The organism is uncultured Porphyromonas sp., assembly GCF_902489635.1.
GTDB lineage: Bacteria > Bacteroidota > Bacteroidia > Bacteroidales > Porphyromonadaceae > Porphyromonas.
In genome coordinates, this window is sequence record NZ_CABUAN010000002.1 from 1 (window position 1) to 26610 (window position 26610).

General features: G+C 53.4%; 18 protein-coding genes. 15 read left to right on the forward strand and 3 right to left on the reverse strand.

Annotation, left to right across the window (positions count from 1 at the left end):
* The first annotated feature begins 512 nt into the window (after positions 1–512).
* The 15 genes from RDM37_RS00540 (at position 513) to uvrB (ending at position 19245) form a co-directional block, all read left to right on the forward strand.
* Positions 513–1136, forward strand: a complete 624-nt coding sequence (locus tag RDM37_RS00540; RefSeq protein ID WP_308554239.1) for a hypothetical protein — start codon at positions 513–515, stop codon at positions 1134–1136.
* Between the two features lie 286 nt (positions 1137–1422).
* A complete protein-coding gene (locus tag RDM37_RS00545; protein WP_308554241.1) occupies positions 1423–4260 on the forward strand; it encodes an insulinase family protein in 2838 nt (945 codons plus the stop codon).
* 410 nt (positions 4261–4670) lie between these two features.
* Positions 4671–5129, forward strand: a complete 459-nt coding sequence (locus tag RDM37_RS00550) for a radical SAM-associated putative lipoprotein (protein ID WP_308554243.1) — start codon at positions 4671–4673, stop codon at positions 5127–5129.
* 37 nt (positions 5130–5166) lie between these two features.
* Entirely contained in the window at positions 5167–5424 is a 258-nt protein-coding gene (locus RDM37_RS00555) for a hypothetical protein (RefSeq protein WP_308554245.1), read from the forward strand.
* 22 nt (positions 5425–5446) lie between these two features.
* Positions 5447–6586 carry a TIGR04133 family radical SAM/SPASM protein gene (locus RDM37_RS00560; RefSeq protein ID WP_308554247.1) on the forward strand — a complete coding sequence of 380 codons (1140 nt, stop codon included), beginning with the start codon at positions 5447–5449 and terminating at the stop codon, positions 6584–6586.
* Complete coding sequence (queG, locus tag RDM37_RS00565; protein WP_308554249.1) at positions 6583–7539, forward strand: tRNA epoxyqueuosine(34) reductase QueG; 957 nt, start codon at positions 6583–6585, stop codon at positions 7537–7539. Before RDM37_RS00560 ends, queG begins: the two co-directional genes overlap by 4 nt.
* Entirely contained in the window at positions 7536–8519 is a 984-nt protein-coding gene (locus tag RDM37_RS00570; protein ID WP_308554251.1) for a transporter, read from the forward strand. The genes queG and RDM37_RS00570 overlap by 4 nt, the downstream gene beginning before the upstream one ends.
* A gap of 12 nt (positions 8520–8531) precedes the next feature.
* Positions 8532–9314 carry a DUF4846 domain-containing protein gene (locus RDM37_RS00575; protein ID WP_308554253.1) on the forward strand — a complete coding sequence of 261 codons (783 nt, stop codon included), beginning with the start codon at positions 8532–8534 and terminating at the stop codon, positions 9312–9314.
* A gap of 12 nt (positions 9315–9326) precedes the next feature.
* Positions 9327–9824: a hypothetical protein gene (locus RDM37_RS00580; protein ID WP_308554255.1), complete on the forward strand. Its 498-nt coding sequence runs from the start codon at positions 9327–9329 to the stop codon at positions 9822–9824.
* Positions 9825–9877: 53 nt separating this feature from the next.
* Positions 9878–10795 carry a hypothetical protein gene (locus tag RDM37_RS00585; RefSeq protein WP_308554257.1) on the forward strand — a complete coding sequence of 306 codons (918 nt, stop codon included), beginning with the start codon at positions 9878–9880 and terminating at the stop codon, positions 10793–10795.
* A gap of 24 nt (positions 10796–10819) precedes the next feature.
* A complete protein-coding gene (locus RDM37_RS00590) occupies positions 10820–11902 on the forward strand; it encodes a hypothetical protein (RefSeq protein ID WP_308554259.1) in 1083 nt (360 codons plus the stop codon).
* A 70-nt stretch (positions 11903–11972) separates the two neighbouring features.
* A complete protein-coding gene (locus RDM37_RS00595) occupies positions 11973–13646 on the forward strand; it encodes a tetratricopeptide repeat protein (RefSeq protein WP_308554261.1) in 1674 nt (557 codons plus the stop codon).
* A 204-nt stretch (positions 13647–13850) separates the two neighbouring features.
* The gene (locus RDM37_RS00600) at positions 13851–15524 is read left to right on the forward strand and encodes a CDC27 family protein (protein ID WP_308554263.1); all 1674 of its coding nucleotides are present in this window, start codon (positions 13851–13853) and stop codon (positions 15522–15524) included.
* A 931-nt stretch (positions 15525–16455) separates the two neighbouring features.
* Positions 16456–17205: a hypothetical protein gene (locus RDM37_RS00605; RefSeq protein WP_308554265.1), complete on the forward strand. Its 750-nt coding sequence runs from the start codon at positions 16456–16458 to the stop codon at positions 17203–17205.
* A 15-nt stretch (positions 17206–17220) separates the two neighbouring features.
* Positions 17221–19245, forward strand: coding sequence for an excinuclease ABC subunit UvrB (gene uvrB, locus RDM37_RS00610; RefSeq protein ID WP_308554267.1), 2025 nt, complete (start codon positions 17221–17223; stop codon positions 19243–19245).
* Between the two features lie 29 nt (positions 19246–19274).
* Here the strand turns inward: uvrB and holA are convergent, their stop codons facing one another.
* The 3 genes from holA to RDM37_RS00625 form a co-directional block, all read right to left on the reverse strand.
* On the reverse strand, positions 19275–20324 hold the full coding sequence (gene holA, locus RDM37_RS00615; protein ID WP_308554269.1) for a DNA polymerase III subunit delta: 1050 nt from the start codon (positions 20322–20324) through the stop codon (positions 19275–19277).
* A gap of 151 nt (positions 20325–20475) precedes the next feature.
* Positions 20476–25785 (reverse strand): DUF4011 domain-containing protein, encoded by a 5310-nt coding sequence (locus RDM37_RS00620; protein WP_308554271.1) that lies wholly within the window; start codon positions 25783–25785, stop codon positions 20476–20478.
* Positions 25786–25808: 23 nt separating this feature from the next.
* Positions 25809–26585 carry an AMP nucleosidase gene (locus RDM37_RS00625; protein ID WP_308554272.1) on the reverse strand — a complete coding sequence of 259 codons (777 nt, stop codon included), beginning with the start codon at positions 26583–26585 and terminating at the stop codon, positions 25809–25811.
* Positions 26586–26610: the final 25 nt, after the last annotated feature.

The following is a 26610-nucleotide window of genomic DNA, read 5'->3' on the forward strand; positions in this document are numbered from 1 at the left end:
CCGAAGAATTTTTCCACCCCTCACTGGATAATCAGAGATCCCTACCAGGGGATTTCCGATTTCCTCCATAGGGAGGTCGACGAGCTCATTATAATATAATGTGTCCGCCCTGCTCTCTAATCTCTAACCTCTAATCTCTAATTACATATCTTTACGGGGAAAATTGTCCGATTCCCTCCTTTCTCGAATATCCACGTGGAAAATCTCAAATCTCCACGTGGATATTTTTTATTTTCCACGTGGGCGTCAAACATTTCCTCCGAAGTTTCATTTGATTCCTCCGAGGAATTTTTTCTTTCCTACGTGGGAAATAAAAATTCCCCACGTGGGAATTTCGAAATCTCCACGTGGAAATCACTTTTTCCCGACATAGCACCGTATCGATATGTAGCCGAATCTAATTTTTTGTAACGAGCCGGCGTTGAATTTCCTCAGCCAGGGTTGACCAATCTATGACTATTTGAAAACTATTCGCTACCTTTGACTCCACAAGCAAGTATAACCTATCAAATATGAGTACCCTTATGAACAACTTACTCAGAAAGGCCTTCGCGCTCTGCGCCCTCATCCTCGCTGCGGGATACTATCTCTCAGCACAAGTAGTCGTCGTGCAGGGCGAGCCCGAGGCTCCACTGCCCTCAACGCTCAACGAAGTGCGCCTCAACCTCCTAGCACCCGTTGCCTTCAAGGCTGTGTCTCTAGAGTACGAACGCTCCACGGCAAAAGTCAAAGACCTCGGCTTCGGAGCTACCATCAGCGCCAGCTTTGCCCATACTGGAGATTATGAAACCACGATCTTTCCTACTTTTGGTGTGATGCCCTACGCACGCTGGTACTTCGGCGGCAAGAGGCTCGCTGCCACAAGACTTAACTCAGGCTTCTTTATCGAGGCAAATACAGCGATCAACTACCATCGGTATACTCGAAACAACTACCAAGATTACAGCAATGGGCAGATGACCGAGACAAAGCAAGGTGTCTCTTGGGGCATCGGCCTCGGCGGTGGCTGGAAGCTAGTCTCTCGCAGCAACTGGAGTGGCGAGATCAGTCTGCGTGCTGGCCGCAACCTCGTGAAAGGCGATGGAGCTGACGACATGTACGTCTACCCCGCTATCTCCGTGGGCTACCGCTTCTAATCATCCACGCACAAACTTTTTAGAGAGGGCATCTGGAAAAAGATGTCCTCTCTCCTTTTTTCTACGGCTATCATATTCCGAAGCTTCACACCCTCTGCTCCATTTGCAAAAAGTGAGTATCTTTGCATCTGGGTGTGTGGGCTAGGTCTAAATAAAGATCTCCTGCAACATATACGAGGCAGCCTCGTCTACTTATTAGTAAGGGCGTGCGTGTGCCTTTGGTATTACACCTATGCTCTTTGAATAGACAACTAGAAATACATCAATAACTTTTAGACAACTAGATATGAATCTAAAGCGAATGCTGTCTATGACTGTGGTCCTCCTGACCCTGCTGCTACCTCGTGTAGCCTTTGCTCAGGATATGAGTCAACCACTGCCCATAGACCCACAAGTCCGTACGGGCAAGCTCGACAACGGACTGACTTACTTCATCCGTCACAACGAGCAGCCGAAGAATCGTGCTGAGTTTTACATCGCACAGCGCGTCGGCTCTATCCTCGAGGAGGAGAACCAGCGCGGTCTAGCTCACTTCCTAGAGCACATGTGCTTCAACGGAACAAAGAATTTCCCTGACAAGACACTCATCAGCTACCTCGAGTCAAATGGTATGCGTTTCGGCTACAACCTCAACGCCTATACCGGTATCGATGAGACAGTCTACACCCTTATGGAGGCTCCCACAGAGCGTCAGGGCTTCATCGACAGCTGCCTACTCATCCTACACGACTGGAGTGGCTTCGTCACACTAGCCGACGAGGAGATAGACAAGGAGCGTGGCGTCATCACCGAGGAGTGGCGCTCGCGTGACAATGCACAGATGCGTATGCTCAATACGGCACTCCCCAAGATCTACCCCAACAACCGCTATGGTGTACGCATGCCTATCGGTCTGATGAGCGTAGTCAACGGCTTTAAGTACAACGAGCTACGCGACTACTACCACAAGTGGTATCGTCCCGACCTACAGGCTATCATCGTAGTAGGTGATGTCGACGTAGACTATGTGGAGAAGAAGATCAAGGAGATGTTTGCCGACATCCCTGCACCAGTCAATGCTGCAGAGCGTGTCTACTTCCCCGTAGAGGACAATGACGAGCCTCTCGTAGCTATCGAAAAGGACAAGGAGGCTACCAGCACTGGGATTATGGTTATGTTCAAGACAGACGCTATGCCTGTCGAGATGACCCGCACCATCGCTGGTGTCATGAAGACCTACCTATATGGCATCACAAACCGAATCCTCGATGAGCGATTTACAGATCTCATGCACAAGCCTAACCCCGCTTTCATCAGTGTGAGTGGTTATCTGAGCAACTACTTCCTCGCTCAGACCAAAGATGCGCTTTCATTTAACGCTTCGGTACGTGAGGGCGAGCTAGACATTGCCCTCAAGGCGCTTACGGCTGAGATAGAGCGCATACGCCAGTACGGCTTTACGCAGGGTGAGTATGAGCGTGCTCGCACGGATCTACTCAAGGGCTATGAGAATAGCTACAACGAGCGTGAGACTCGCAAGAATAGCTCTTACGCTAACGAGTACAAGGACTACTTCACCACGGGTGGATACATCCCAGGCATCGAGATGGAGAAGGCTATGATGGAGCAGGTTGCTGCAAACATACCCCTAGAGGTAGTCAACCAGATGGTACAGTCTATCATCGGTGACAAGAACATGGTACTGATGCTCACGGCTCCCGACAAGGAGGGTCTCACACTACCCACCGAGGCTGAGCTGGTCGCTAAGGTCAACGAGTACCGCAAGCTCCCCGTAGAGCCTATCAAGGACGCTGTCTCTGATATGAAGCTGATGGAGAAGGCTCCCAAAGCTGGCAAGGTCACCAAGCGTGAGGACAACCTGCAGTTTGGTACGACTCGCCTCACCCTGAGCAATGGTATGGTAGTCTATCTCAAGACGACCGACTACAAGAAGAATCAGCTCTCACTCACAGCTGTCGCTCCTGGTGGTACAAACGCTTATCTCAAGAACGCTAAGGATCTACCCAACATCAAGAACCTCAGTAGCGTCGTTGCACTAGGCGGTGTAGGCAAGTTTGACAATCCTACCCTCTCTAAGGCACTCACAGGTCGCAGCGTCTCAGCTTCTGGCTCTATGGGTGGTACACGCACCTACTTTAGCGGTTCGTCTACGCTTGAGGATATGGAGACCTTCTTCCAGCTCCTCTACCTCCGCATGACGCAGCCTAGACAGGATGCTGACGCTTTTGCCAACTGGCGCACCAATACGATCGAGCAGATTAAGAATATGGAGTCTAATCCTATGGTTTCATTCCAGGACTCGCTCATCTATGCGCTATACAATAACAACCCTCAGATGAGGCGCGCTACTATTGCTGACATACAGGCAGTCAACTACGATCGTGTGATGCAGATCTGGAAGGAGCGCATCGCTGACCTCGGTGACTTACAGCTATACTTCATCGGTAATGTAACTCCCGAGCAGCTGATCCCCTTCCTAGAGAAGTATGTAGCCTCTGTACCTACTAAGGGTCGTAAGCACGACATGTGCAAGGAGCTCGTACCAGCAGTACGTCAATCATCTATACACATCGACTTCAAGAAGGAGCTCGCTACTCCTATGGCCATGGTTCTAGCAGTTTACACTGGCAAGCTACCCTACACGCTCCACAACGAGCTAGCTATGGAGGTACTCGGAGCTGTCATGGATCAGGTATACACAGCAACCATCCGTGAGGACGAAGGTGGCACATACGGTGTCAGCTCGGACGGATCTATCAACGACAATCCTGAGGGTGAGACGACCTTCCAGATCTTCTACCAGACAGACCCTGAGAAGGTAGACAAGCTCAACAAGATCCTCTATGCAGAACTCGACAAGGTGGCTAAGAATGGTCCCGAGAAGGAGATGTTTGACAAGACTATCCTCAACATGAAGAAGGACTATGCTGAGAATCTCAAGCAAAACGGCTACTGGCTCAGCCATATGATTGACTTCTTCTTCGATGGTCGTGACTTCCAGACTGACTACGAGAAGACGCTCAACGGCATCACGCCTGCAGACGTACAGAAGATCGCTCAGGATCTCCTCAAGCAAGACAATCACATCGAGGTGATCATACGTCACGCTGAGGGCGCTAAGTAAATAACCCTAGCAGCTATACGGAGACCTATCGCACGTGCGACACGGCTCTGTAAGTAGCTAGCATACTAACTACGAGAGCGAGTAACTCTAGAGATTTAACCCTCTGAGTTGCTCGCTCTCACTATGCTTGGCAAGCTCTAGATAGACCGATATGACAAAATTGTTTCGTCTCGATTACGATAGAGTGTTGCATATATGAAGAATAAATCTTACCTTTGCATCGTGTTTTTCATGGTGTTAGATTTTAAGGTTAATGAGAAGGGGCTGTCGTACTGACAGCCCCTTTTTTATGGTCACTGGCTTCATAGATTCTAGTCCTTCTTGCGAAGAGTGTACTGGCTGTACGCATGATGTCGTGGCAGTCTCATTTTTTTGTACTACATTTGCTGTAGTATCAAAGTGACCACACTATGAAAAGAGTTTATCTATCCGTACGCTCGCTCCTCTCGGCAGGAGCCTCACTCCTACTGGGCTGGCTGGGATTCGCTAGTTGCACAGAGTCCCTAGGAGGCGGAATGGCTGAGTACGGCACGCCTACAGTTGACTATGAGTTTAAGGTGCGTGTGACAGACCAAGACGCCAAGCCGGTCGAGGGTCTTCAGGTAGACCTACCTATGAGCCGTGGGGATGAAAAGGAGCTCACCGATGCACAGGGCAACGCGGAGCTAGATGGTAGCTACACGGGCTTCCGCAGGGATCACCAAGTAGTCCTAGAGGTGAAGGACATCGATGGCGAGAAGAATGGCGTCGTCACAGACAAGCAGGTCACCGTAGAGGTCAAGGAGAGCGACTTCGTCAGCAAAGGCTCTAAAAGGTGGAACAATGGTAAGGTCAAGAAGGAGATAGAGATCCAAGTGGAGCGCAAGTAGTCGGGACAGACCTCTGACCTGTCACACCTATTATATTATGAAGCGAACTCTCTCAAATATCTTCTCCAACCTAATCGTCGGTACGCTACTCGCACTGATTGGCTGCTTAGGCTTCTCCAGCTGTAAGACGCGGACGACGCATAGGACGAGCGAAGGCGACAAGACAGAGCAGCCTGATACGACTACGCTCGTCAAGCCTAGACCTAGACCAGACGGCATGGGCATGGTGATGTATGGCACGCCTACGACAACTTTCGAACCCAAGCAGATAGTGATCCCTGAGGAGCAGGAGTAAGTCAGACCTTGTGATCCCATCAATGAAACTGAGCAAGCATAAGTCCATCGGGCAGACGCTCCTACGTCCTGCCTTCAAGCAACGCATCGCACTCGATCTGCATCGTATCTTGCAGGCGGAGAATGTGCGTCGACACCCGATGACGACACTCTTCTGGGAGTGTACGCTACGCTGCAATCTGCACTGCGGGCACTGCGGTAGCGACTGTCGCGTGGAGAGTGGTGTCGACGAACTGTCGGTCGCTGACTTCATACAGATCATTGACGGGCTGACACCTCACGTCGATCCCAACAAGCTACTGGTCATCTTCACGGGTGGCGAGGCGCTCGTGCGGAAGGACATCGAGGAGGCGGGGCTTGCCCTCTACCGTCGTGGCTATCCGTGGGGCATCGTGACCAATGGGATGCTACTCGACGCACAGCGCTTGGAGAGCTTGCGCCGTGCCGGACTACACACAGCGACGGTGAGCCTCGATGGCTTTGCCGAGGCACACAACGCTCTGCGTGGACATCCGCTCAGCTACGAGCGAGCTTGGCGGGCGATACAACTACTCACACAGGCCGAAGACTTGGTCTGGGACGTGGTGACCTGTGTCAATCCGATGAACTTTGATACACTTCCCGCCTTTCGTCAGCAACTGATCGATGCGGGTGTGAAGCGGTGGCGACTCTTCTCGATCTTCCCCGTGGGGCGTGCTGCGGAGAATAAGCAGCTCCAGCTCTCCGACAGTCAGTACTACCAGATGATGCAGTTTATCATCGAGACGAACGAGGCGGGAGAGATCGAGGCGCAGTATGGTTGCGAGGGCTATTTAGGCGCCTTCGAGGGGCGTACGCGCCAGCAGTTTTACCAATGTCGTGCAGGCGTAAACATAGCCTCTATCCTATGCGACGGCTCTATCAGCGCCTGCCCGAGTATTCGCTTCGACCACAAGCAGGGCAACGTGCATCACGACGACCTGTGGCAGGTGTGGGAGGAGCGCTTCGAGAGTTATCGTGATCGCTCGTGGGCTAAGACAGGGCCCTGTGCCGACTGCAAGAGCTGGAAGTACTGTCTGGGCAATGGTATGCACCTACGAGACGATGAGGGCAAGCTCCTGGTCTGCCACCTCAAACGTCTTGAAGCGGGTGCCGAGGCACTACATGCCTCTGGAGCAAGATGACCCATCAGTCGCTGTCGCCTACGGAGCTGATCGTGCGCTATGCACACGATGAGCTACGCTTGAGTGCCGTAGGCTTAGCCCCGGCCGAAGCGGTTCCACAAGAGGTGTGGCAGGCTTACCAGCAGACCATCACGGGAGAAGCTTACGCCGGCCTAGACTACCTACAGCGTTACGATGATGTGCGGTCGGATCCACGCAAATTACTCCCCGAAGCTAAGTCGATCATTGTCGTGGCTCAGAGCTATTACCCGCCTGTCAAGCAACCACTAGAAGCACCCCAAGTAGCTTACTACGCATACGGACGCGACTACCACAAGGTGGTGCGCAAAAAGCTCGAGCGTCTCCTCGCATTCATCCAGTCTGACATCGACCAAAGTGCCACGGGCCGTGTCTGCTGCGATACGGCTCCGCTACTGGAGCGTTACTGGATCCTGCAGAGCGGACTAGCCTACCAGGGACGCTCGAAGATGATGATCATACCTCGTCTAGGCACATTCTTTATCTATGGCTTCCTCGTCGTATCCCTACCGCTAGAGTACGGTGCAGCGATAGATCGTAGCTACTGTGGTCGCTGTCGGAGATGTATCGACAGTTGCCCTGGAGGAGCCTTGCAGGCAGACGGCTCTTTCCTCGCCGATCGCTGTCTGAGCTACTTGACGATCGAGCATCGGGGTGCGTGGCCCGAGGGCGTCGCTGAGCGTCTAGGCAATCGACTCTTCGGTTGTGACGTCTGCCAAACGGTCTGTCCGCACAATGCGCACTGCACACCACACGACGAACCAGACTTTATGATCCGCCCCGCCATTGCTCAGCTAACTTATGAGCAGCTGGCAAGCTTTACCCCCGAACTCTACGAAACCTTAACGATAGGCTCCTCGATGCGACGATGCGCCTACGAAGACCTTCTCCGCAATGCCCAGGCGGTCTTAGCCAACCATACCACTTCCCTATGACAAGACACTACAATATAGCAGACCTACGAGGACGCTTCATGCGCCGACTGAAAGACTACGGTCTCCCCCTCTCCATACTCATCGGCATCGTGGGCTATCGCCCGCTCTCCACGTTGAGTCCTGCCATCCCCTATATGCTGATGCTGATGCTCTTCTTTAGCTTTCTCAAGCTTACCCCGAGAGACCTGCGCATACGACCCGTCCACTTCCTCCTACAGCTCATACAGATCGTGCTAGCTGTGGGTGGCTACCTATTGGTGCGCTACTCGGGCATCTCCGAGAGCACACTTCTCGCCGAGGGACTCATGATCTGCTTCTTCTGCCCCGCAGCCTCCGCATCTCCCGTGGTCATCGGCTTCCTCGGGGGCAATGTAGCCCTAGGCACCACCTACGTCCTGCTCACCAGCGTGGGGGTCATCGCCTTAGCGCCACTCCTGCTAGGCTTCTTCGGCAGTAGTGCGATGGACTACGGAGCCACCTTTGTGCAGATCTTCTACCGCGTGCTACCAGTCATCACGCTACCCCTACTCGTCGCTTGGGCCGTCCGCTACGGCGTCAAGCCCGTCTATCGGGTACTCACAAAGATCCCCTCAGCCAGCTTTTGGGTCTGGCTCCTCTGCCTCTCACTCATTATGGCCAATACGGTGCACTTCATTGCTGAGGAGCCACGGGAGATGATCCCGACGATGATCCTGCTAGGCGTCATGGGGCTGATCGCCTGCATCGTTCAGTTTGCCCTCGGCAAGTGGCTCAGCAAGCGAGTTCTCGGCGAGAGCATCACCCTCGGGCAGAGCTTAGGACAGAAAAACTCAACCATCGCCATCTGGCTAGCGCAGAGCTACCTCAACCCGCTCTCCTCCGTCGCTATGGCCGCCTACTCCATCTGGCAAAACCTCCTCAACGCCTACCAGATACACCGCGCCACGCAACGCTCCAACCAAAAACCCTCCCATAAGCGAAAGTCTAAACAAAACGATTAGAAGCCCCTCCTTATGACGAAACGAAAAAGGATAACGCTGCTGATCATCGGAGCTACGGCTCTGGTGATGCTCCTGTGTGGACTATGGCTATGGCGCTCCATGCGCACGAGCAATCCGTGGGGCGCTCAGACTATTGGCGACATAGCCACACCCGCAGGCTACAGCCGTGTGGAGGCTTCCGCGGGGAGCTACACGGCTTATCTACGCGCTCTACCCTTGAAGCCGCGTGGTGCTAGGGTGCAGCTATACACGGGGGGAGATGCACGCTTGCAGTTTCTCTCTACAGCGGTGATCGACCAGGATATCCTCAGCAACGATGAGCAGTGTGCCGATGTGACTATGCGTCTGCGGGCTGAGTACCTTTGGCAGAAGGGACGCTACCAGGAGATCAACTTTCGCAATGTCCATGGCAAGACGATGCGTTACTCTGGCGGAGCATCTCGTAGTGCCTTCGAGCGTTATATGAGAGGCGTCTATGGTGCTTGCAGTACCTTCTCGCTCTACCAGGAGACCAAGCCTCGTGCTATCCAAGATGTGATGCCAGGCGATGTGCTCGTCTACCCAGCACGTCCAGGGCGCAAGTACGGGCATGCCGTTATGGTGGTCGATGTGGCACGGAGCAGATCTGGCAAAGTGGCAATCATGTGCCTCGAGGGCAACACCCCCGCTCGTGAGAAGCACCTCGTGCGCAATCCCAACCCACTGCGCAACCCGTGGTTTATACTCAATGAGGGAGACGAGGCGATACAGATCTCAGTCTTCCGCTTTAATAAAGACGAACTCAGACATTACTAACTCCATAATAATATGAGACGAACCCTCTTACTCCTCACCCTACTCCTCGGCAGCCTCCTCACCCTCTCAGCTCAGACCTATATCTATAGCGGAGATAAGCGGTACGACTACGACTCACAGGTCATCGCCACGTGGGACGGCACCCGCCTCTACAGCGGGGACAAGCGATACGACTACAATTCACGAGTCATCGCCACCTGGGACGGCACCCGCCTCTACAGTGGCGATAAGCGATACGACTACGACTCACGGGTCATCGCCACGTGGGACGGCACCCGACTCTACAGCGGGGACAAGCGATACGACTACAATTCACGAGTCATCGCCACCTGGGACGGCACCCGCGTCTATAGTGGCGACAAGCGATACGACTACGACTCACGGGTCATCGCCACGTGGGACGGGCCTCGCATCTACAGCGGCGACAAGCGGTACGACTATGACTCCCGCGTCCGCTACACCATCGAGGGGCACCTCCCCGTTGCCGTTGCCATCTACCTCATCTTGTGATGCTTTTGGAGAGAGCAACATAAACATTGCCATAGCCCCACACTACATACCTTATGCTACTCATATCTCTATGCCTCTGTAGTCTCTCAGCTCTCTACCCGTGCTATAGAGCCTGGGAGCGACTGAAGCGCTCCTTTAGCGAGCCTGCATTGGCACTCTTTATGGCGATGGTACTCTATACGCTCTTTCTCCTATATGGCACCGTGGTGCGACTCTTGGGAGGCAGTGCTATCGATGCGGTTTATAGTAGTATGGTTGCCAAGAGCGGGATTGGATTTGACCTGTTCATCTTGCTACTCACTGGGGTCACCGCAGCACTAATCCCTGTCAATCTCCTCATGGGGCGCATCATCAGGAGGTACCGGCGGGCGGGCATCATCATCTTAGGGGGTATCATCCTCCTTTTGGCCATCCTGAGCATCCCCGTCAGTATGATGATAGGCGATCTAGGGCAGCTAGCCCCTGAGATGGCCTCGTTCGGCAGTAGCTTGGTGGGGTGCTTCTTCCTTGAGTGCTGTGGGGTGATGGCTTACTTTGCTTGGTTGCTTGGCTTGACCTATCAGGAGTTTTGCGTCATCGGCAATATCTACATGCAGGGCGCCATCTGCCTACTCGCAGCTCTAGCGCCGCTCCTTCTCTGTATACGTACGAAGCAAGCCCCGTGGAAGTGGCTCCTCAGTGGAGGCAATGCGCTCCTACACCTCGTCATCATCTCATGCTTTTTCGGCCACTACTGGATGCCCTTGGAGAGCGCTTTCGACCTCTGTGTCCAAGACCTCAACCACATCGGTGCCCTCTTTGGTAGCTCCTATGTGATGGTCAATATCATAATCTTCGTCATACTCTTTGTGGTCGACCTCGCACTCAACGCCCTACTCTACCTACTCCTAGCAGGCAAGTTTACCGCTACACAAGCTGGCGAAAAGAGTTCGCAGCAGGACCACAGGACAAACTCTCAAGACAATTGCTAAGCCCCTTTCATCAGAGATACCCTTATGAAAAAGAAGATCCTCACGGCACTGCTTCTCTTGCTCCTCGTCCTGTCAGCAACTTGGTTCTACAAGCTACTCTTCCTATGGCTCACCCTACTCCTCTGGCGCAAAGAGCTCCTGAGCAAGATCCCCTACCGTCATGCTAACCGCATCATGATCGCATTGATGGTCGTGACACTCTTTATCGCTATGCCCCGCTACCGCGCGAACTCCTCCGATCGTGTCCAGCTCATCTACCAAGACAGCGAGGGGCATGCTACCACGCCACCACTCTACCAGTACCTAGCCAATACGATCATCCCCGAGGAGGAGGCTATGAGCTGGGGACTACGCGTAGCAGCCATCTTACCGCGGGAGGCTATGTCGTCGCTCTCCAAGAGCCTCATCAATCAGTACAAAGATGAGTACCGTTCCTGTGGCAATCGTTGCTTTACACGTTCCATAAGGAGCTTGAGATGGTCCACCTCCAACCCCATGTCGGGTGTCTGCTCCCAGTTTTTCAATAGCTTCGCAGCCCCTCATCAGGCGGTCTATCTGATTCGTCCTAAGCAGTATCAGCGTGACAGGAGCTATCCGCTCGTCGTCTTTTGCCATGGAGGGCTGGGCAACTGGAAGCTCTACACCAGCATACTCCGTCAGCTGGACAACTGCGTCGTCCTAGCCATCCCCTCGCACGACCTCACGGGCTTCTTCAGTCCGAGCGATATTGCAGGGATCTTTGACCGTCAGATCCCCTTCCTCGAGGAGCGGGGCTACCATATAGACCGCAGCCAGCTACACCTTATGGGCCTCTCCAACGGCTTCACCGCCAGCGACATCGCCTACCGTAACTACGGCAAGCGCTTCAAGAGCATCACCTACATCTCCTGTCAGCCTAGTCAGACGAAGCGCATCGGCGCCAAGATCATACTAATCGGTGGGGGCAAAGATGAGACCGCTGCCAACCAGCCCGCTCTAGCTAAGCGAATGCGTGCCAATGGCATGCAGACGGCACTCTACTGGGACGCTGCAGACACGCACTACACGCTCCTCCACAACCGCAAGGCGATCGTTGCCTTCCTCAACAAAGAGCTAGAGCTATCCTAGCTGCCAGAGCTTATCCTCTCGAAAGAAATAGCTAAATTTGTAACAACAAACCAGCAACTTACTCAATACGATGAAGCGAATCATGGCTCTACTGCTAAGCCTCGTCTGCTTAGCCACTACACTGTCTGCTCAGGAGCAGGACACGACAGCTCTCTCTGCACAAGACTTGCCCACCTTGGAGCGAACCTTTGACACATTCTCGCCCAACCTCCAGGATGCCTTACAGACTATCATGCCTAACCCTGAGAATCAGACAGCATTCCTCGAGAACGTCCAGAAGGCACTCCAGAGCGAGCCAAACAATGGTGTCGCTTGGGCTTACGTCGCCACCATCTACCGTATGCAGGACAAGCCCGAGCAGGCGCTAGAGGCTGCCACCAAGGCGATCTCCCTCCTACGGGCGAAGCCCGCACGTAGAGCTATGGTCTACAGCCTTCGCTCCGACATCTACTCCGACCTTGAGGACGCTGTCAAGGCGCTTATGGACCTACACTCTGCTATCAAGGATGCTCCCGACACACCAGATCTATACTTAAAGCGCGGGAGTCTCTATGCCGCTATGGAGCAGTACGACCTAGCAGAGGTGGATATGCGTAAGTATATTTCGCTAGCTCCTGAAGACGCCACTGGTTATACTGGATTGGCTACCGTTGCGTTTCGGCAAGAGAAGTATGAGGATGCCATACAGAACCTGAATGAAGCTATCAAGATTGCTCCAGACGAAGGCGTTCTCTACTATCTGAGAACTATTAGCAGCATCAAGCTAGAGCACTACGATGAGGCGATGGATGACATTATCTATACCATTGCAAACAGCCTTGCAGACGACGACACCTATGCCCTCCTCAATGTCATCGCAGCTCAGGCAATGCCTACCCTCGAAGCTAAGCTCAAAGCGGTGGAGTCCGTGAGCAAAACGGGAGGATATCTCTTCCTTATCGGCATGGCTCATCAAAATATCGGAGATAACAAAGGTGCACTGGAGTACTACCAAAAAGTCACAGAGCGACAAGAGCTAACCGATTTCGTAGCCAGCCAGATAGCAATCGCTTATCAGGGTCTAGGCGACTACAGCTCTGCACTCAAGTATATCGACGAAGCTATCTCGCTAGACCCTACGGACTTCAGCTACATTTACGCCAAGATGCAGATGCTCTTTGAGGATGGCAATTCCCAAAGAGCTCTCGCAGAGTCGAATAAATATGTTTCCCTTGTACCTGACGACCTTGATGGCTACTATCAGCGGGCTCAAATCAAGAGTAAGCTCCAGGACTTCCAGGGGGCCATCGATGACTACTCTAAGGTCCTTGAGTTAAATGACTCCTACCTCTTTGCTTACATCAAGCGAGCAGACCGCTACACAGCACTGGGACGCAAGGATGCCGCAACGGCCGACTATCGCAAGGTGATCGAGATCCTACAGGAGCACGAGGCGACAGACATAACTATGGCGTATGCTTACCAGTCTCTCGGCGAGCAGGAGCAAGCCATCGCGGCCATCGCTAAGTGTATTGAGGAGGATCCCGACAGTGCCGAGCTCTACTACTGCATCTCAGGGGTCTATGGTCGAATGGGTAAGACGGAGCAAGCACTGGACAACCTACGCATAGCCTTCGAAAAGGGGTACAACAGCTTTTCATTCATCGAGCAGGACGACGACCTCGCCGCTCTACGAGACAACCCGCAGTACAAAGCACTCATGCAGCAGTACAAGGAGAAGCTCGGCTACAAGATGCCCCAATAATAAGCACCCCTGACGCAATCGCATAGCCACGTGGAGAGTCACAAGTCTCTCCACGTGGCTTTCTTATGTCCTCTGGTAACCATGAGACTGTTGCAAAAGTCAACAGTCTCAACAAAAAGTTAGAGCTATCCTAGCTGCCAGAGCTTATCCTCTCGAAAGAAATAGCTACATTTGTAGCAACAAACCAGCAACATACTCAATACAATGAAGCGAATTATGGCTCTACTGCTAAGCCTCGTCTGCTTAGCCACTACGCTGTCCGCTCAGGTGCAGGGCACGACAGACCTCTCTGCGCAAGACTTGCCCACCTTGGAGCGAACCTTTGACACATTCTCACCCGACCTCCAGGATACCCTAGGGATCATTATGTCCGAGCCAGAGGATCAGGCAGCGTTCCTCGAGAACGTCCAGAAGGCACTCCAGAGCGAGCCAAACAATGGTGTCGCTTGGGCTTACGTCGCCGCCATTTACCGTATGCAGCGCAAGCCCGAGCAAGCTCTAGAGGCTGCCACCAAGGCAATCACCCTCCTACAGGCGAAGCCCGCACGTAGAGCTATGGTCTACAGCCTCCGCTCTGATATCTATACAGACCTTGATGATGGTGTCAAGGCGCTTATGGACCTGCACTCAGCTATCAAGGATGCTCCCGACACGCCTGATCTATACTTAAAGCGTGGAAATCTCTATGGCACTATGGAGCAGTACGACCTCGCAGAGGTGGATATGCGTAAGGTTACTTCGCTCGATCCTAAGAACCCAACGGGCTATATCGGATTGGCCGTGATTGCGATGCTACAAGAGAGGCAGGAGGATGCTATACAGATCCTAAACGAAGCTATCAAGATTGCTCCTGACGAAGGCGTTTTCTACTATCTGAGAGCTAATGTCTACATCAAACTAGAGCACTACGATGAGGCGATGGATGACATTATCTATACCATTGCAAACAGCCTTGCAGACGACGACACCTATGCCCTCCTCAATGTCATCGCAGCTCAGGCAATGCCTACCCTCGAAGCTAAGCTCAAAGCGGTGGAGTCCGTGAGCAAAACGGGAGGGTACCTTTTCATTATCGGCATGGCTCATCAAAACATCGGAGATAACAAAGGTGCGCTGGAGTACTACCAAAAAGTCACAGAGCGACAAGAGCTAACCGATTTCATAGCCAGCCACATAGCGACTGCCTATCAGATGATAGGCGACTACAGCTCGGCACTCAAGTATATCGACGAAGCTATCTCGCTAGACCCTACGGACCAAACCTACATTTACAGCAAGGCTCAGATGCTCTTTGAGGATGGCAATTTCCGAAGAGCCCTCGCAGAGTCGAATAAGTATGTTGCCCTTGAACCTGACGACCTTGATGGCTACTATCAGCGTGCTCAGATCAAGAGTAAGCTCCAGGACCTCCAGGGGGCCATCGATGACTACTCCAAGGCCATCGAGCTAAGCGACACATTCTTATGGGCTTACCTCAAGCGAGCTGACCGCTACACAGCACTGGGACGCAAGGATGCCGCCACAGCCGACTATCGCAAGGTGATCGAGATCCTACAGGAGCACGAGGCGACAGACATCACCATGGCGTATGCTTACCAGTCTCTAGGCGAGCAGGAGCAAGCCATCGCGACCATCGCTAAGTGTATCGAGGAGGACCCCGACAGTGCCGACCTCTACTACAGCATCTCGGGAGTCTATGGTCGAATGGGCAAGACGGAGCAAGCGCTGGACAACCTACGCATAGCCTTCGAAAAGGGTTACAACAGCTTTCCATTCATCGATCAGGACGACGACCTCGCTGCTCTACGAGACAACCCGCAGTACAAAGCACTCGTGCAGCAGTACAAGGAGAAGCTCGGCTACAAGATGCCCCAATAATAAGCACCCCTGACGCAATCGCATAGCCACGTGGAGAGTCACAAGTCTCCACGTGGCTATTTTTTATTCTTCACGTAGGGGCGAAACATTTCCTCCGAAGTTTCATTTGATTCCTCCGAAGTTTCATTTGATTCTTCCGAAGTTTTGTTTCGTCTCCACGTGGAGAATATTTCTTACCCACGTAGCGGGCTGGAGATTTTCCACGTAAGAATCGGAGACGCGTAACCCGCTATAGGGACTACACCTTTCTTCAAAGAGTCCAGGGCTGACGCATTATAATCGCTCTGCTAGAAGCTACATATGAGCGACAAGCGAGGAATAGATGAGGGTACCATATATAATGTGTCCGCCCTAATCTCTAATCTCTAACCTCTAATCTCTAATTACATATCTTTACAGGGAAATTCGTCCGATTTCCCACTTTCTCGAATATCCACGTGGATATTCTCAAATCTCCACGTGGATATTTTTTATTTTCCACGTGGGCGTCATTCATTTCCTCCGAAGTTTCATTTGATTCCTCCGAAGAATTTTTTATTCCCCACCTGGAAAATAAAAATTCTCCACGTGGGAATTTCGAAATATCCACGTGGAAATCTCTTTTCCCCGACACGGAGCCGTTTCGATATGTAGTCAGTTCTAAATTATTGTAGCAAGCCGGAGTCAAATTTGCCCAACCAGTGCTGATGCATCCTAATCGCTCTGTCAGGAACTACACATTAGCGACAAACGAGGAGTAGAGAGGTCGATGAGCTCATTATATATAATGCGTCAGCCCTGTCAAAGAGTCTAGTGAGACGTTGTGGCTTCGCTAGAGTTTTGTATCTTTGGAGATATGAAGGAGATGAGACGGCTCTTCGGGGAGTTCTTTTCTCCAGCTATTCCGCACTGTGGGATAGCTTTCGTTGATAACTAGACAAACAGAGATCGTATGAAACAGAGACAGATATTGGGACTTTTGCTCTTCGTGTTCCTCTTGGGAGCGGGAAGTAGCTGGGCACAGACGGCAGACCAACAGCAGGTCTACGAGGCGTATGTAAAGCGTGACATCAACAGCTGGAAGCGGGTCGTAGACCGTATGCACGCTGAGCCTAACAAGAGCTATGCACGTATTGCCGAGCTGGTCGAGTATGAGTACGGCTACATCGCTGAGTGCATCCTGCGCGACAGAAACAATGAGGCGGAGCAGTACCTCAAGCGCTACAAAGCGCACGTGGACTACCTTCTAGAGTGTGACTACAAGACCGCCGAGATGACCGCCTACCTCTCGGCTTACTACAGCTATCGTATCGGCATATCATGGCTCCGAGCAGCGCTTGTGGGCAATAAGAGCATTAGTCTGATGAATCGCTCGATCAAGATGAACCAGCAAAATGCCATTGGGCTGATCCAGCGAGGCAATGCACAGTACTTCGCACCAGCTTTCTTCAAGGGAGATGCTAAGCGGGGAGCTATCGACTACTTTCTTCGTGCTGAGCGTGCGATGGTTTCGCAGGGCAAGAGCAAGGGGTCGTGGCTTTACTTGAGTCTCCTGATCCAGATTGCCGAGTGCTACGTAGGTGTCGGGGAGCAGACGCAGGCGGAGACGTGGTATCGCAAGGTTATCGCTCTAGAGCCTCGGCTCACCTGGGCACTCGATAGTAAGTACCTAGAGAACAAGCAGAAGCGCGGACAGCATTAGAGTCGAGTAGGTGCCATGTCCTTCCAACTAACCTCAAAGTATAAGCCGACGGGCGACCAACCGGAGGCTATTGCTCAGCTCTCGCAGGGAGTGCGTGATGGGTTGCCTCATCAGACGCTCCTCGGTGTGACGGGCTCGGGCAAGACCTTTACGATCGCCAATGTGATCCAGCAGGTGGACCGCCCGACGCTGGTCATTAGCCACAACAAGACGTTGGCAGCGCAGCTGTATAGTGAGTTCAAAGCGTTCTTTCCCAACAATGCGGTAGAGTACTTCGTCTCCTACTACGACTACTACCAGCCCGAAGCTTATCTGATCAATACGGATACCTATATAGAGAAGGACATGGCGATCAATGCAGAGCTGGACAAGCTACGACTACGTGCTACCGCTTCGCTTCTCTCGGGTCGTCGCGATGTAATTGTGGTCGCCTCGGTATCCTGCATCTATGGTATGGCCAATCCGAATGACTTTGAGAATAAGATCATCAAGCTGGAGGTGGGCATGCAGATCGAGCGGGACGTGCTGATGCGACGCCTGGCGGAGTCTTACTATGTCAATAACAAGGCGGACTTCGTGAGTGGTTCCTTTCGGGTCAAGGGAGATACGATCGACATCTTTCCCGCCATCGAGTCCTTCGAGGGGGTTGCTTACCGCATCGAGCTCTGGGATGACGAGATCGATCGGATCACCATCATCGACCCTGTCTCGGCTGAGAGCCAGGGGACGCTAGATAGTCTACGCATCTACCCCGCCAACCTCTTTGTAACAACGGAGGAGCAGACGCAGCGTGCTATCGTGGAGATCAAGAAGGATCTGGCCGACCGCACAGCAGAGCTGGAGCGCGAGGGGCATCTCTTTGAGGCGAAGCGACTCTACGAACGGGTCTCCTACGATCTGGAGATGATCAAGGCGGTGGGCTACTGCTCGGGCATTGAGAATTACTCGCGCTACTTCGACGGTCGCAAGCCGGGCGAGCGACCCTTCTGCTTGATGGACTACTTCCCCGATGACTATCTCCTAGTCATTGACGAGAGCCACGTATCGATACCGCAGATACGCGCCATGTATGGCGGAGACAAGGCGCGCAAGACCACCTTGGTGGAGTATGGCTTTCGCCTGCCAGCAGCTTTGGACAATAGGCCCTTGGAGTTTGAGGAGTTTGTCAATCTGACCAACCAAGTGATCTACGTCAGTGCCACGCCAGCTGACTACGAGCTCAACATGAGCGAGGGCGTGGTGGTCGAGCAGGTGATACGCCCTACGGGACTACTAGACCCGCCCATCGAGATCCGCCCCACGGAGCATCAGGTGGACGATCTGATGGAGGAGATCGTCATACGCACGGAGCGCAACGAGCGGACGCTCGTCACGACCCTGACGAAGCGTATGGCGGAGGAGCTGAGCGACTACCTCATACGAGCGGGCATCAAGTGCGCCTACATACACAGCGACGTGGACACGCTAGAGCGTATTCAGATTATGGACAGCCTACGTGAGGGGGCTTACGATGTCTTGGTCGGGGTCAACCTGCTTCGTGAGGGGTTGGACTTTCCTGAGGTGTCGCTCGTGGCGATCCTCGATGCGGACAAGGAGGGCTTCCTCCGCTCGCATCGATCGCTCACCCAGACGGCTGGACGTGCTGCACGCAACGTGCATGGGCTGGTTATCTTCTATGCAGATAGTATCACCGACAGCATGCAGGCGACCATCGACGAGACCAACCGCCGCCGTGCTAAGCAGATAGCCTACAATGAGGCGCATAACATCACCCCGACGCAGGTGGTGAGCAAGCGAACGAATGCGCTCTCGCAGGAGGGCTATGTAACAACAAAAACCTCGGCACAAGCTGAAGCTTATGTCGAGGAAGAGATAGCTGTCGCCTCACCTGTCGCTGAGTACCTCACGCAGGACAAGCTCCCAGACCTGATCGAGCAGGTACGCAAGCAGATGTATGCGGCTGCCAAGGAGCTCAACTTCGTCGAAGCTGCACGTCTACGCGACGAAATGTACGCCCTGCAGAGTCGACTAGAGAAGTAACCTGCGAAGTCTAGAGCGAGAGCATTCACTTAGTACTTTAGCGCAAAGATCTGCGTCAGGAGGTCTAGGTAGATGGTGCGTGCTGAGGCATTGACCCCGTGGGCACCCTTGGCGTCACCGTCGGCACGTCGTATGGCGGAGATAATGTTGAGCGTTTGCTGCTTAGAGTAGAGACGCATAGCCGACTGGTACATGCGTGCCATCGACTCATACTTCAGGTTGAGTGCCTCCTGTATGTTTTTCTGACTATTGGACGGCAGGTAGTGCGCTACCATCAGATTGGCAAAGAAGCCGTAGAGCGAAGCGACGATCTGCGGTACGGGGTATCGCTTTTCGTCCTCCGCCATGGCCAGTGCTATCTGCAGAGCCTCATCGTCCTTGCGTCGCTGCACCGCATTGAGCAAGTCGTAAGGACCGTACTTGCGCGACTTGCTCACCACCTGCTGCACCATGGCACGTGAGATGAGTCCGCCGGCGCCCTTGGCTGGTATGGCTAGCTTTTGCAGCTCCGAGTAGAGCGTCTCTAGGTCATATCCGACCCGCTCGATCAGCGTCGAGATCGCTTGCGGAGCCAGCTGCAAGCCTAGCCCCTCAGCCATCCGGATCATCGCCTCTCTCAGTTCGTTATCACGCCTGACGGGTGTCGACTCGATGAGCGCCACCTGCGACTTGAGCGCCTGCGCATTCTTCTTGGCTGCTGCGGGGAGCGCGTCGTGGTATAATATAAGGAGTGTGGTACCCTCGGCAAAGGTGGTCGCATCGCGTATCAGCTCGGCAATGCCGTACGGCTTCTTGAGGACGCTACTCTTCTTAAGATCCTGCGCATCACGCAAGACGATGAGACGCTTCGGCGCAAACATGGAGAAAGTCTGCGCCTGCTGAAGTACCTCGGGAGCTGTCGTCTCGGAGCCGAAGTAGACGACCAGCTGGGTCGTGCGCTCCTCCTGAGGAATGTAGTTCTCGACGACCAGCTCCTCTAGGCGATTGATGTAGTAGCTCTCCTCTCCGTAGCCAAGCACGAGGGGCGGGAGCGGTTGACCCGACCGGATCAGGTCACTAATCTGTACGAGTTCAGTCATAGCTGCATCTTCCTATCGATCGGAGACGATACCCACCATCGTACCGTCTCCGCTTTGCGTTGCACAGCAAAGGTAGTGAATTGATCTGAGCCACGGGATTGGCTCTTCTTACTTGAATGTCCACAGCGCATACCCCCCGCTAACCCAGCTTTCACTTGAGGCGAAGATTAGAACCGACCGCCTCAACGGTGCCAGCCTCTATCATCGCGGCCAAGGCATCTGAAAAAGCCGCATCGACGTTGCTGCCCCTGCGATTGAAGCCTAGCTTGCGAGCCGCTAGGAGCGTCAAGCTATCCTGGCTCAGAGCTACTTGCTCTCTGAGAGTCTCGCTAAGTGCGTTTATCAGCTCCACACGAGGTATGTTCGCCACCTCTCTCCCAGAGTCTGTACGATAGGTGTGGTAGTCGCTACTATCCTCCTTGCTGAGCCATATAGCTTCGCTTTCGTCTTGATAGAAGGGAGTGAGTAGCTCCTTGACAGTAGCCTGCAAGGTCGGGGTGACACGCCCCACAGCTGTGAGGGTAGCGACTCTCTTGCAGAGGAGTGCGAAGGTGATCGGCTGCTCGGTGGCGATAATATTTCGAACGAGCTGAGCCATATCACGCATAGAGCCCCTTGCCGTGGCTTCTGCTATGGAGTAGCTCCGATACTGCTGCCCTTGGGTTGTCTCCTCGACGAGCTGCTCCTGAGAAATGTCAAAGTGCGCCTTGGGAGTAGCCTTGACCTCTACGGGTGTGGCGAGTGCCGTAGCGAGACGCTCTTCTATTCGACTCAGTACACGTTCCTTATTATTGAACCAGTCGACGCTCCACACCCTCATGACCTGCCACTGGAGGGCAGATAGTACGGAGGGCTGCCCCACCTCTCGATCTCTGGTGGTGGGCGTTTTGTTATAGCTCTCCCCATCGAGAAGTATGCCGAGACGATAGACCTCGGGGTCTTGCGGGTCACAGATAGCGACTTTCACTCTAAAGCTAGAGCGCCCCACATTCGTCTTGACCTGATGTCCTCTGGCGGCTAGCTCGGCAGCGATTTGATCAGCCAGCAGAGTGTCGCTGCTCTCCGCCTGTGTCTGCGAGTAGGTGGGCAGGGACTGAGTCTCAGCATATAGGAGGAAGTCCTTGAGACCTTTTACACCCAGCGCCTTGGATCGGCGTAGGTCAATGTCTGCGGAGCGAAGCGTAGAGAAGATGTACATCTCTTGTCTTGCACGGCTCACGGCGACATTGAGTCTTCGCTCACCGCCCGCATTATTTAGCGGACCAAAGTTCATCGACACCTTGCCCTCCTTGTCGGGTCCGTAACCTATGGAAAAGAGGATGATATCTCGCTCATCACCCTGGACGTTCTCCAGGTTTTTGACAAAGATCGGCTCAGGCATCTGGTCAACGATCTCTTGCAGCGCTGGCTCACGATCTAGCTGCGCCTGTAGCATATCCTCTATCAGTCCTTGCTGAGCTACACTAAAGGATATCACGCCTATACTCTTCGTCCACAGCTCAGGATCTCGCAGTCTGCGTATCACCTCTCGTATGATGGCTTCTGCCTCTGCGGCATTGGTGCGTCGGCCACCCTTGTCGTAGTAGCCCTCTATGGGTACGTGATAGACTTTTGTGTTCTGGTCATCTACTGAGGGGAAGGTGATGAGCGACCCATCGTAGTACTCACTATTAGAGAAGGCTATCAAGCTCTCGTGCCTAGAGCGGTAGTGCCAAGACAGCTGGAGGGCGGGTATCTCTAGCGTGCGACAATCCTCGAGGATGCTCTCCATGTCGTCTATATAAGCTTCCTCAACATCTACATTGGAGGTGGCGAAAAAGCTCGTCGGTGGCATCTGCTTAGGGTCGCCCACGACGATGAGTGCTTTGCCTCGAGCTATAGCCCCCACCGCCTCACTGGTAGGCATCTGAGACGCCTCGTCGAAGATGACTAGGTCAAACTGTTCCTGCGTCATGTCTGTATACTGCGCCACACTCATGGGGCTCATGAGCATACAGGGGCAAAGCCGAGGAAGTAGCGTGGGTATCTGTGCAAAGAGTTCGCGCAGAGAGACGCCTCGTCCGCCATTACTAATGTTGCGATTGAGTAGACCGATCTCACTGCCAGATACCACATCGTCGGTCATCCGTGGAATGCCTGCTGCTAATCGTGCATACAGCTCCTTTTGGGTCAGCAGCTGGAACTCTTGGATCATCGTCCGGTAAGACTGTATCACCTGATCGAAGATCATCCCCTCAAAGGTTGCCAGCACCTCAGAGCGTCTGATACGCTCCTCCGCCTTGTACTTGAAGAGTGCCTTCATAAAGGCATCCTTGATCTGAGCGGGCTGATGCTCCTCCTGATACATGGTCCTTACGACGCAGCCGAGACCATGAGACTCCAGTTCATCGGCGTACTCAGACCAGTGTAGCCAGTCTCGCATCTTGTCTGAGTGGGTGCTCCAGCGGTCTAGCTGATCGATAGACTCCTCTATCGTAGCGGCCTCTGGCATCGTATCTTCTGGAGTCTCTAGCCCGAAGTGGCGGGATAAGATAGTCCTTAGCTGTTCGATCTCCTCGTGCCTCTTGTGATAAAGGGTTAGGTCATCGATCAACTTGTCTACCTCAGGCTCGGTGATGAATGCGTTGAACTGCTTGAGCCGCTTCATGAAGCTGCGCTTGGCAAAAAAGCGCGGAATGAACCACTTAGCCTTTGCCGCACGCCACTCCGTACGGAGCTGCTCTACGTCTTGTGCTAGGATCTCTGGGGCATTGTCTCTCACTATTTGCTCTTGCTGCTCCTTCGTCTGCTGGAGATCCTCACGATGCGTGAGTGTTTGCCTCAGAGTCTCTTGGCTACGACGCATCTCCTCCACGACCCCTGAGCTATCTGTCAGCATGGCTCGGTCTAGTCTGAGCCCCTTCAGGGGGTGGATCGCAGGCTGTCCGACCAACTTCACGACGGTCTCTAGCCGTGCGCCTAGTAGCTCCTCGACCCCTCTGACGCCTTCCGTCATCAGGAGCTGATCCAGCGGCTCCTCAAAGGTGAAGCTTGCCAAAGGCTCTACCTCTAAGCTCTCATAGTGTAGGATATACTCGTATAGAGAGAGCTTGTCCTGAGGATCTTTGTCGTGCAGCGCATTCATATAGTCTATGAGCTGCTTGCGCATCTCAAAGATCTTGTCTGCCTGCGCCTGAAAGCCCTCAGGTGGTAGGATGTGCGCTACTTTTAGTGCCTCTTCGAGCTGGGTGAGGACATGCCTTTTGGTTGCTTTATTGGAGTGTAGCTCTAGGCAAAACGGTCCTAGTCCTATTTTCTCTAGTCTACTCTGCACGACATCCAGTGCGGCCATCTTTTGCGCTACGAAGAGCACCCTCTTGCCCTGATAGAGCGCATTGGCTATTAGGTTGGTGATCGTCTGCGACTTGCCTGTGCCTGGAGGACCATAGAGGACGAAGGAGTGTCCCTTGCCCCCCTCTATGATGGCAGCTATCTGCGATGAGTCAGCTGTCAGCGGTAGAGCTAGTCCTGCGGGCGAGGTCTCTTTGTCTAGTTGCCTTAGATCTGCGGTGCTCTCTTCGGGATGCCAAGTGAGCTTGCCCTCTACGAGACTATTTAGGATATCATGCTCTCGGAGCGTCTCATGGTTAGCATGGATATCATTCCACATGAGGTACTTGCTAAAGGAGAATATACCCAAGAGGCACTCCTCCTCTACGTCCCATCTCTTCTGCTCCTTGAGCGCATCACGTATTGTGGCAAATATGAGCGACACATCGACACCACTCTCATCTCTAGGCAGCGGGTCTAGACCTCCGATGGAGATGTCATAGTTTTGTCTTAGAAACTCTATCAGCGTGACGTTGAGGAGTATCTCCTCGTCTCTAGTCCTGACGCAGTACTTACCTCTCTTGTAGACCATCTCCACAGGCAGGAGCAGTATCGGGGCATAGCGCGCCGTCTCGCTCCGCTCTGTCTCAAACCACCGGAGCGTGCCGATGGCCAGGTAGAGGGAGTTAGCACCCGTCTCTTCAATAGAGCTGCGCGCCACCTTGTAAATGTTCTTAAGGATGTCATTGGTCTCAGCTTCTGTCTTGTAGGTGTGCAGCGTACAATGCGCTATATCATTGCGGATCAATTCCTCTAACTGCGGATAGAGCTTAGAGCGGACGATCTGCTCTGAAGAGTCAAAGGAGAGCTCTACGTTTGGCTTACAAGCAACGGTGTACTCCTTACCATCCTGTAGATAGTCCTCGATGCTTGCCACATCAAAGGATATGAACTGTATACCTCTGCGACGTAGATTGGTATTGAGGAGCGAGTTGCGTAGAGAGAAGTCGAGCAACTTGCGCTCCCAGATGTCAAACTTCGTCAGCTCCTTCTTACTATCCGCTATATGAGTCAGATCGTAGCGATCATGCTCTACGACATTGATGACACACTCCTCATGCGCTACGCCTGCGGCGGCAACGGCGTAGTTGCCCTCAGCTAGAGCCTTCGATGGCAGAGGTCGTATGCCCTCTAGTCTACATCGCTTGACATCGATAAAGATGTCAAAGAGTGCGTGATCTGCTAGGTTGAGCTCTGCAATCTGGATCGCTTGCTCGAAGGAGGTCTGCTCGCTAGTCAGCTTCGTACACTCTAGCACCAGCATCTCGCTGATACCTTGCGAACACTTCTTCTCTATAAAGGAGGCGTCGTCAGAGACCCCTACGAGGGCGCAGTCATCCACAAGCCATACACCCAGATAGGCATGCCCTTTCTGTAGGATCACGACGCTATTCAGACCGATGCTCTCGAGTACGCTAGCCATCAGCAGTGTCAGCTCGATACAGTTACCTATCTTAGTCGCTAAGACCTGATCAGGCATGGTGATGCGTTGCCCTATGACCTCATAGCTTGCAGGTATAGCGCGATAGACGATCCCCTCCTGATGAAGGGTCGCAAAGAGCGCAGCCACTTGTAGACGCACCTCATTGGGATTGCCTGACTGGTACTCAGTTAGCGCGGAGGAGCCTGTCATACGCTTGAGCGTCGCGGCCACCTTGAGCGTTAGCGCCGTGATAGCGGGGTGATTTGGCGTGATGAAGGAGACCAGCATCTGTGGCAAAATCACCGACCCCAGCCAGTGGTCATACGGCATCATCTCTAGCGAAAAAGTCTCCTGCCCCACACGCTCGCCCTGGCTTGTCACCGTAATCGTAAAGTTCGTAACTATGCGCTCCGTGAGCGCAGCCAGCTTACCACCATCAGGGACAATCTCAAAGGGCACTATACGTACCGTCTCGTCAGGACTAACCTGCAAGATCTCTGTACTCTCGTACGGAGTCACATACTCCCCCTCGCAGAGCACCTGCACATCCTCCAGTGGGGCCGCAGAGGTATTGACGATGTCGACCGACTGGCAGATGGGGATCTTGTTGTGACACAAGGCATAGTTGACGACTTTCAGGTACTCGACATTGATCTTGACGCTCTTCATTTTCTCTCTACTATAATAATTTACTACCAGTCAAAGACGATACTCTTCATTTCCTCGGGAGATTGGCGGAGGCTCTCGACAGTGCGGATGCCGAGCTGGAGATGCTGCTCGGCGAAGTGTGCCGTCACGTAGCTATCGCTCTCGTCGCTCTTGACCCCCTCGGGTGTCATCGGCATATCGCTCACCATCAGGAGAGCACCCGTCGGGATGCGGTTCGCATAGCCCACCGTAAAGAGCGTAGCCGTCTCCATATCTATGGCATCCGCATGGGTCGTGCGCAGGTACTCCTTGAAGTGCTCGTCATGCTCCCAGAGCCGTCTATTCGTCGTGTAGACCGTCCCTGGCGCATACGATATGCCCGCCTCGAGGAGCGCATTGCTACAAGCCTTGAGCACATTAAAGGAGGGGAGCGACGGCACCTCACGAGGCATATAGTCATCGCTCGTACCCTCGCCACGTATCGCCGCAATCGGGAGGACGTAGTCCCCCAGCGTCAGCTGCGACTTGAGCCCGCCACACTTACCGAGGAAGACTACCGCCCGGGGCTCAATGGCCGAGAGCAGATCCATGATCGTCGCCGCATTAGGACTCCCCATGCCAATGTGTATCATCGTCATCTCCGCATTGCCACAGTTTGGCATCGAGGCGCTCTCGCCTAGGATCGGCTCGCCGATCTTCTTGGCAAAAGCTTGCAGGTAGCTCGTGAAGTTGGTCAGGAGTATGTGTGGCGCAAACTCCTCGAGGCTCCGTGTGGTGTACCTCGTTAACCAATTGGTAGCAATCTCTTTCTTTGTTTTCATTGGTGGAAATGGTAACTTTGCACCG

Bases quoted from the DNA above. Each gene is read 5' to 3' on its own strand.
- holA (WP_308554269.1), bottom strand. From the start codon at position 20,324: ATGACTGAACTCGTACAGATTAGTGACCTGATCCGGTCGGGTCAACCG.
- RDM37_RS00620 (WP_308554271.1), bottom strand. From the start codon at position 25,785: ATGAAGAGCGTCAAGATCAATGTCGAGTACCTGAAAGTCGTCAACTAT.
- RDM37_RS00580 (WP_308554255.1), top strand. From the start codon at position 9,327: ATGAGACGAACCCTCTTACTCCTCACCCTACTCCTCGGCAGCCTCCTC.
- RDM37_RS00550 (WP_308554243.1), top strand. From the start codon at position 4,671: ATGAAAAGAGTTTATCTATCCGTACGCTCGCTCCTCTCGGCAGGAGCC.
- RDM37_RS00625 (WP_308554272.1), bottom strand. From the start codon at position 26,585: ATGAAAACAAAGAAAGAGATTGCTACCAATTGGTTAACGAGGTACACC.
- RDM37_RS00545 (WP_308554241.1), top strand. From the start codon at position 1,423: ATGAATCTAAAGCGAATGCTGTCTATGACTGTGGTCCTCCTGACCCTG.
- RDM37_RS00585 (WP_308554257.1), top strand. From the start codon at position 9,878: ATGCTACTCATATCTCTATGCCTCTGTAGTCTCTCAGCTCTCTACCCG.
- RDM37_RS00605 (WP_308554265.1), top strand. From the start codon at position 16,456: ATGAAACAGAGACAGATATTGGGACTTTTGCTCTTCGTGTTCCTCTTG.
- RDM37_RS00570 (WP_308554251.1), top strand. From the start codon at position 7,536: ATGACAAGACACTACAATATAGCAGACCTACGAGGACGCTTCATGCGC.
- queG (WP_308554249.1), top strand. From the start codon at position 6,583: ATGACCCATCAGTCGCTGTCGCCTACGGAGCTGATCGTGCGCTATGCA.
- RDM37_RS00540 (WP_308554239.1), top strand. From the start codon at position 513: ATGAGTACCCTTATGAACAACTTACTCAGAAAGGCCTTCGCGCTCTGC.
- RDM37_RS00560 (WP_308554247.1), top strand. From the start codon at position 5,447: ATGAAACTGAGCAAGCATAAGTCCATCGGGCAGACGCTCCTACGTCCT.
- RDM37_RS00575 (WP_308554253.1), top strand. From the start codon at position 8,532: ATGACGAAACGAAAAAGGATAACGCTGCTGATCATCGGAGCTACGGCT.
- RDM37_RS00595 (WP_308554261.1), top strand. From the start codon at position 11,973: ATGAAGCGAATCATGGCTCTACTGCTAAGCCTCGTCTGCTTAGCCACT.
- uvrB (WP_308554267.1), top strand. From the start codon at position 17,221: ATGTCCTTCCAACTAACCTCAAAGTATAAGCCGACGGGCGACCAACCG.
- RDM37_RS00555 (WP_308554245.1), top strand. From the start codon at position 5,167: ATGAAGCGAACTCTCTCAAATATCTTCTCCAACCTAATCGTCGGTACG.
- RDM37_RS00600 (WP_308554263.1), top strand. From the start codon at position 13,851: ATGAAGCGAATTATGGCTCTACTGCTAAGCCTCGTCTGCTTAGCCACT.
- RDM37_RS00590 (WP_308554259.1), top strand. From the start codon at position 10,820: ATGAAAAAGAAGATCCTCACGGCACTGCTTCTCTTGCTCCTCGTCCTG.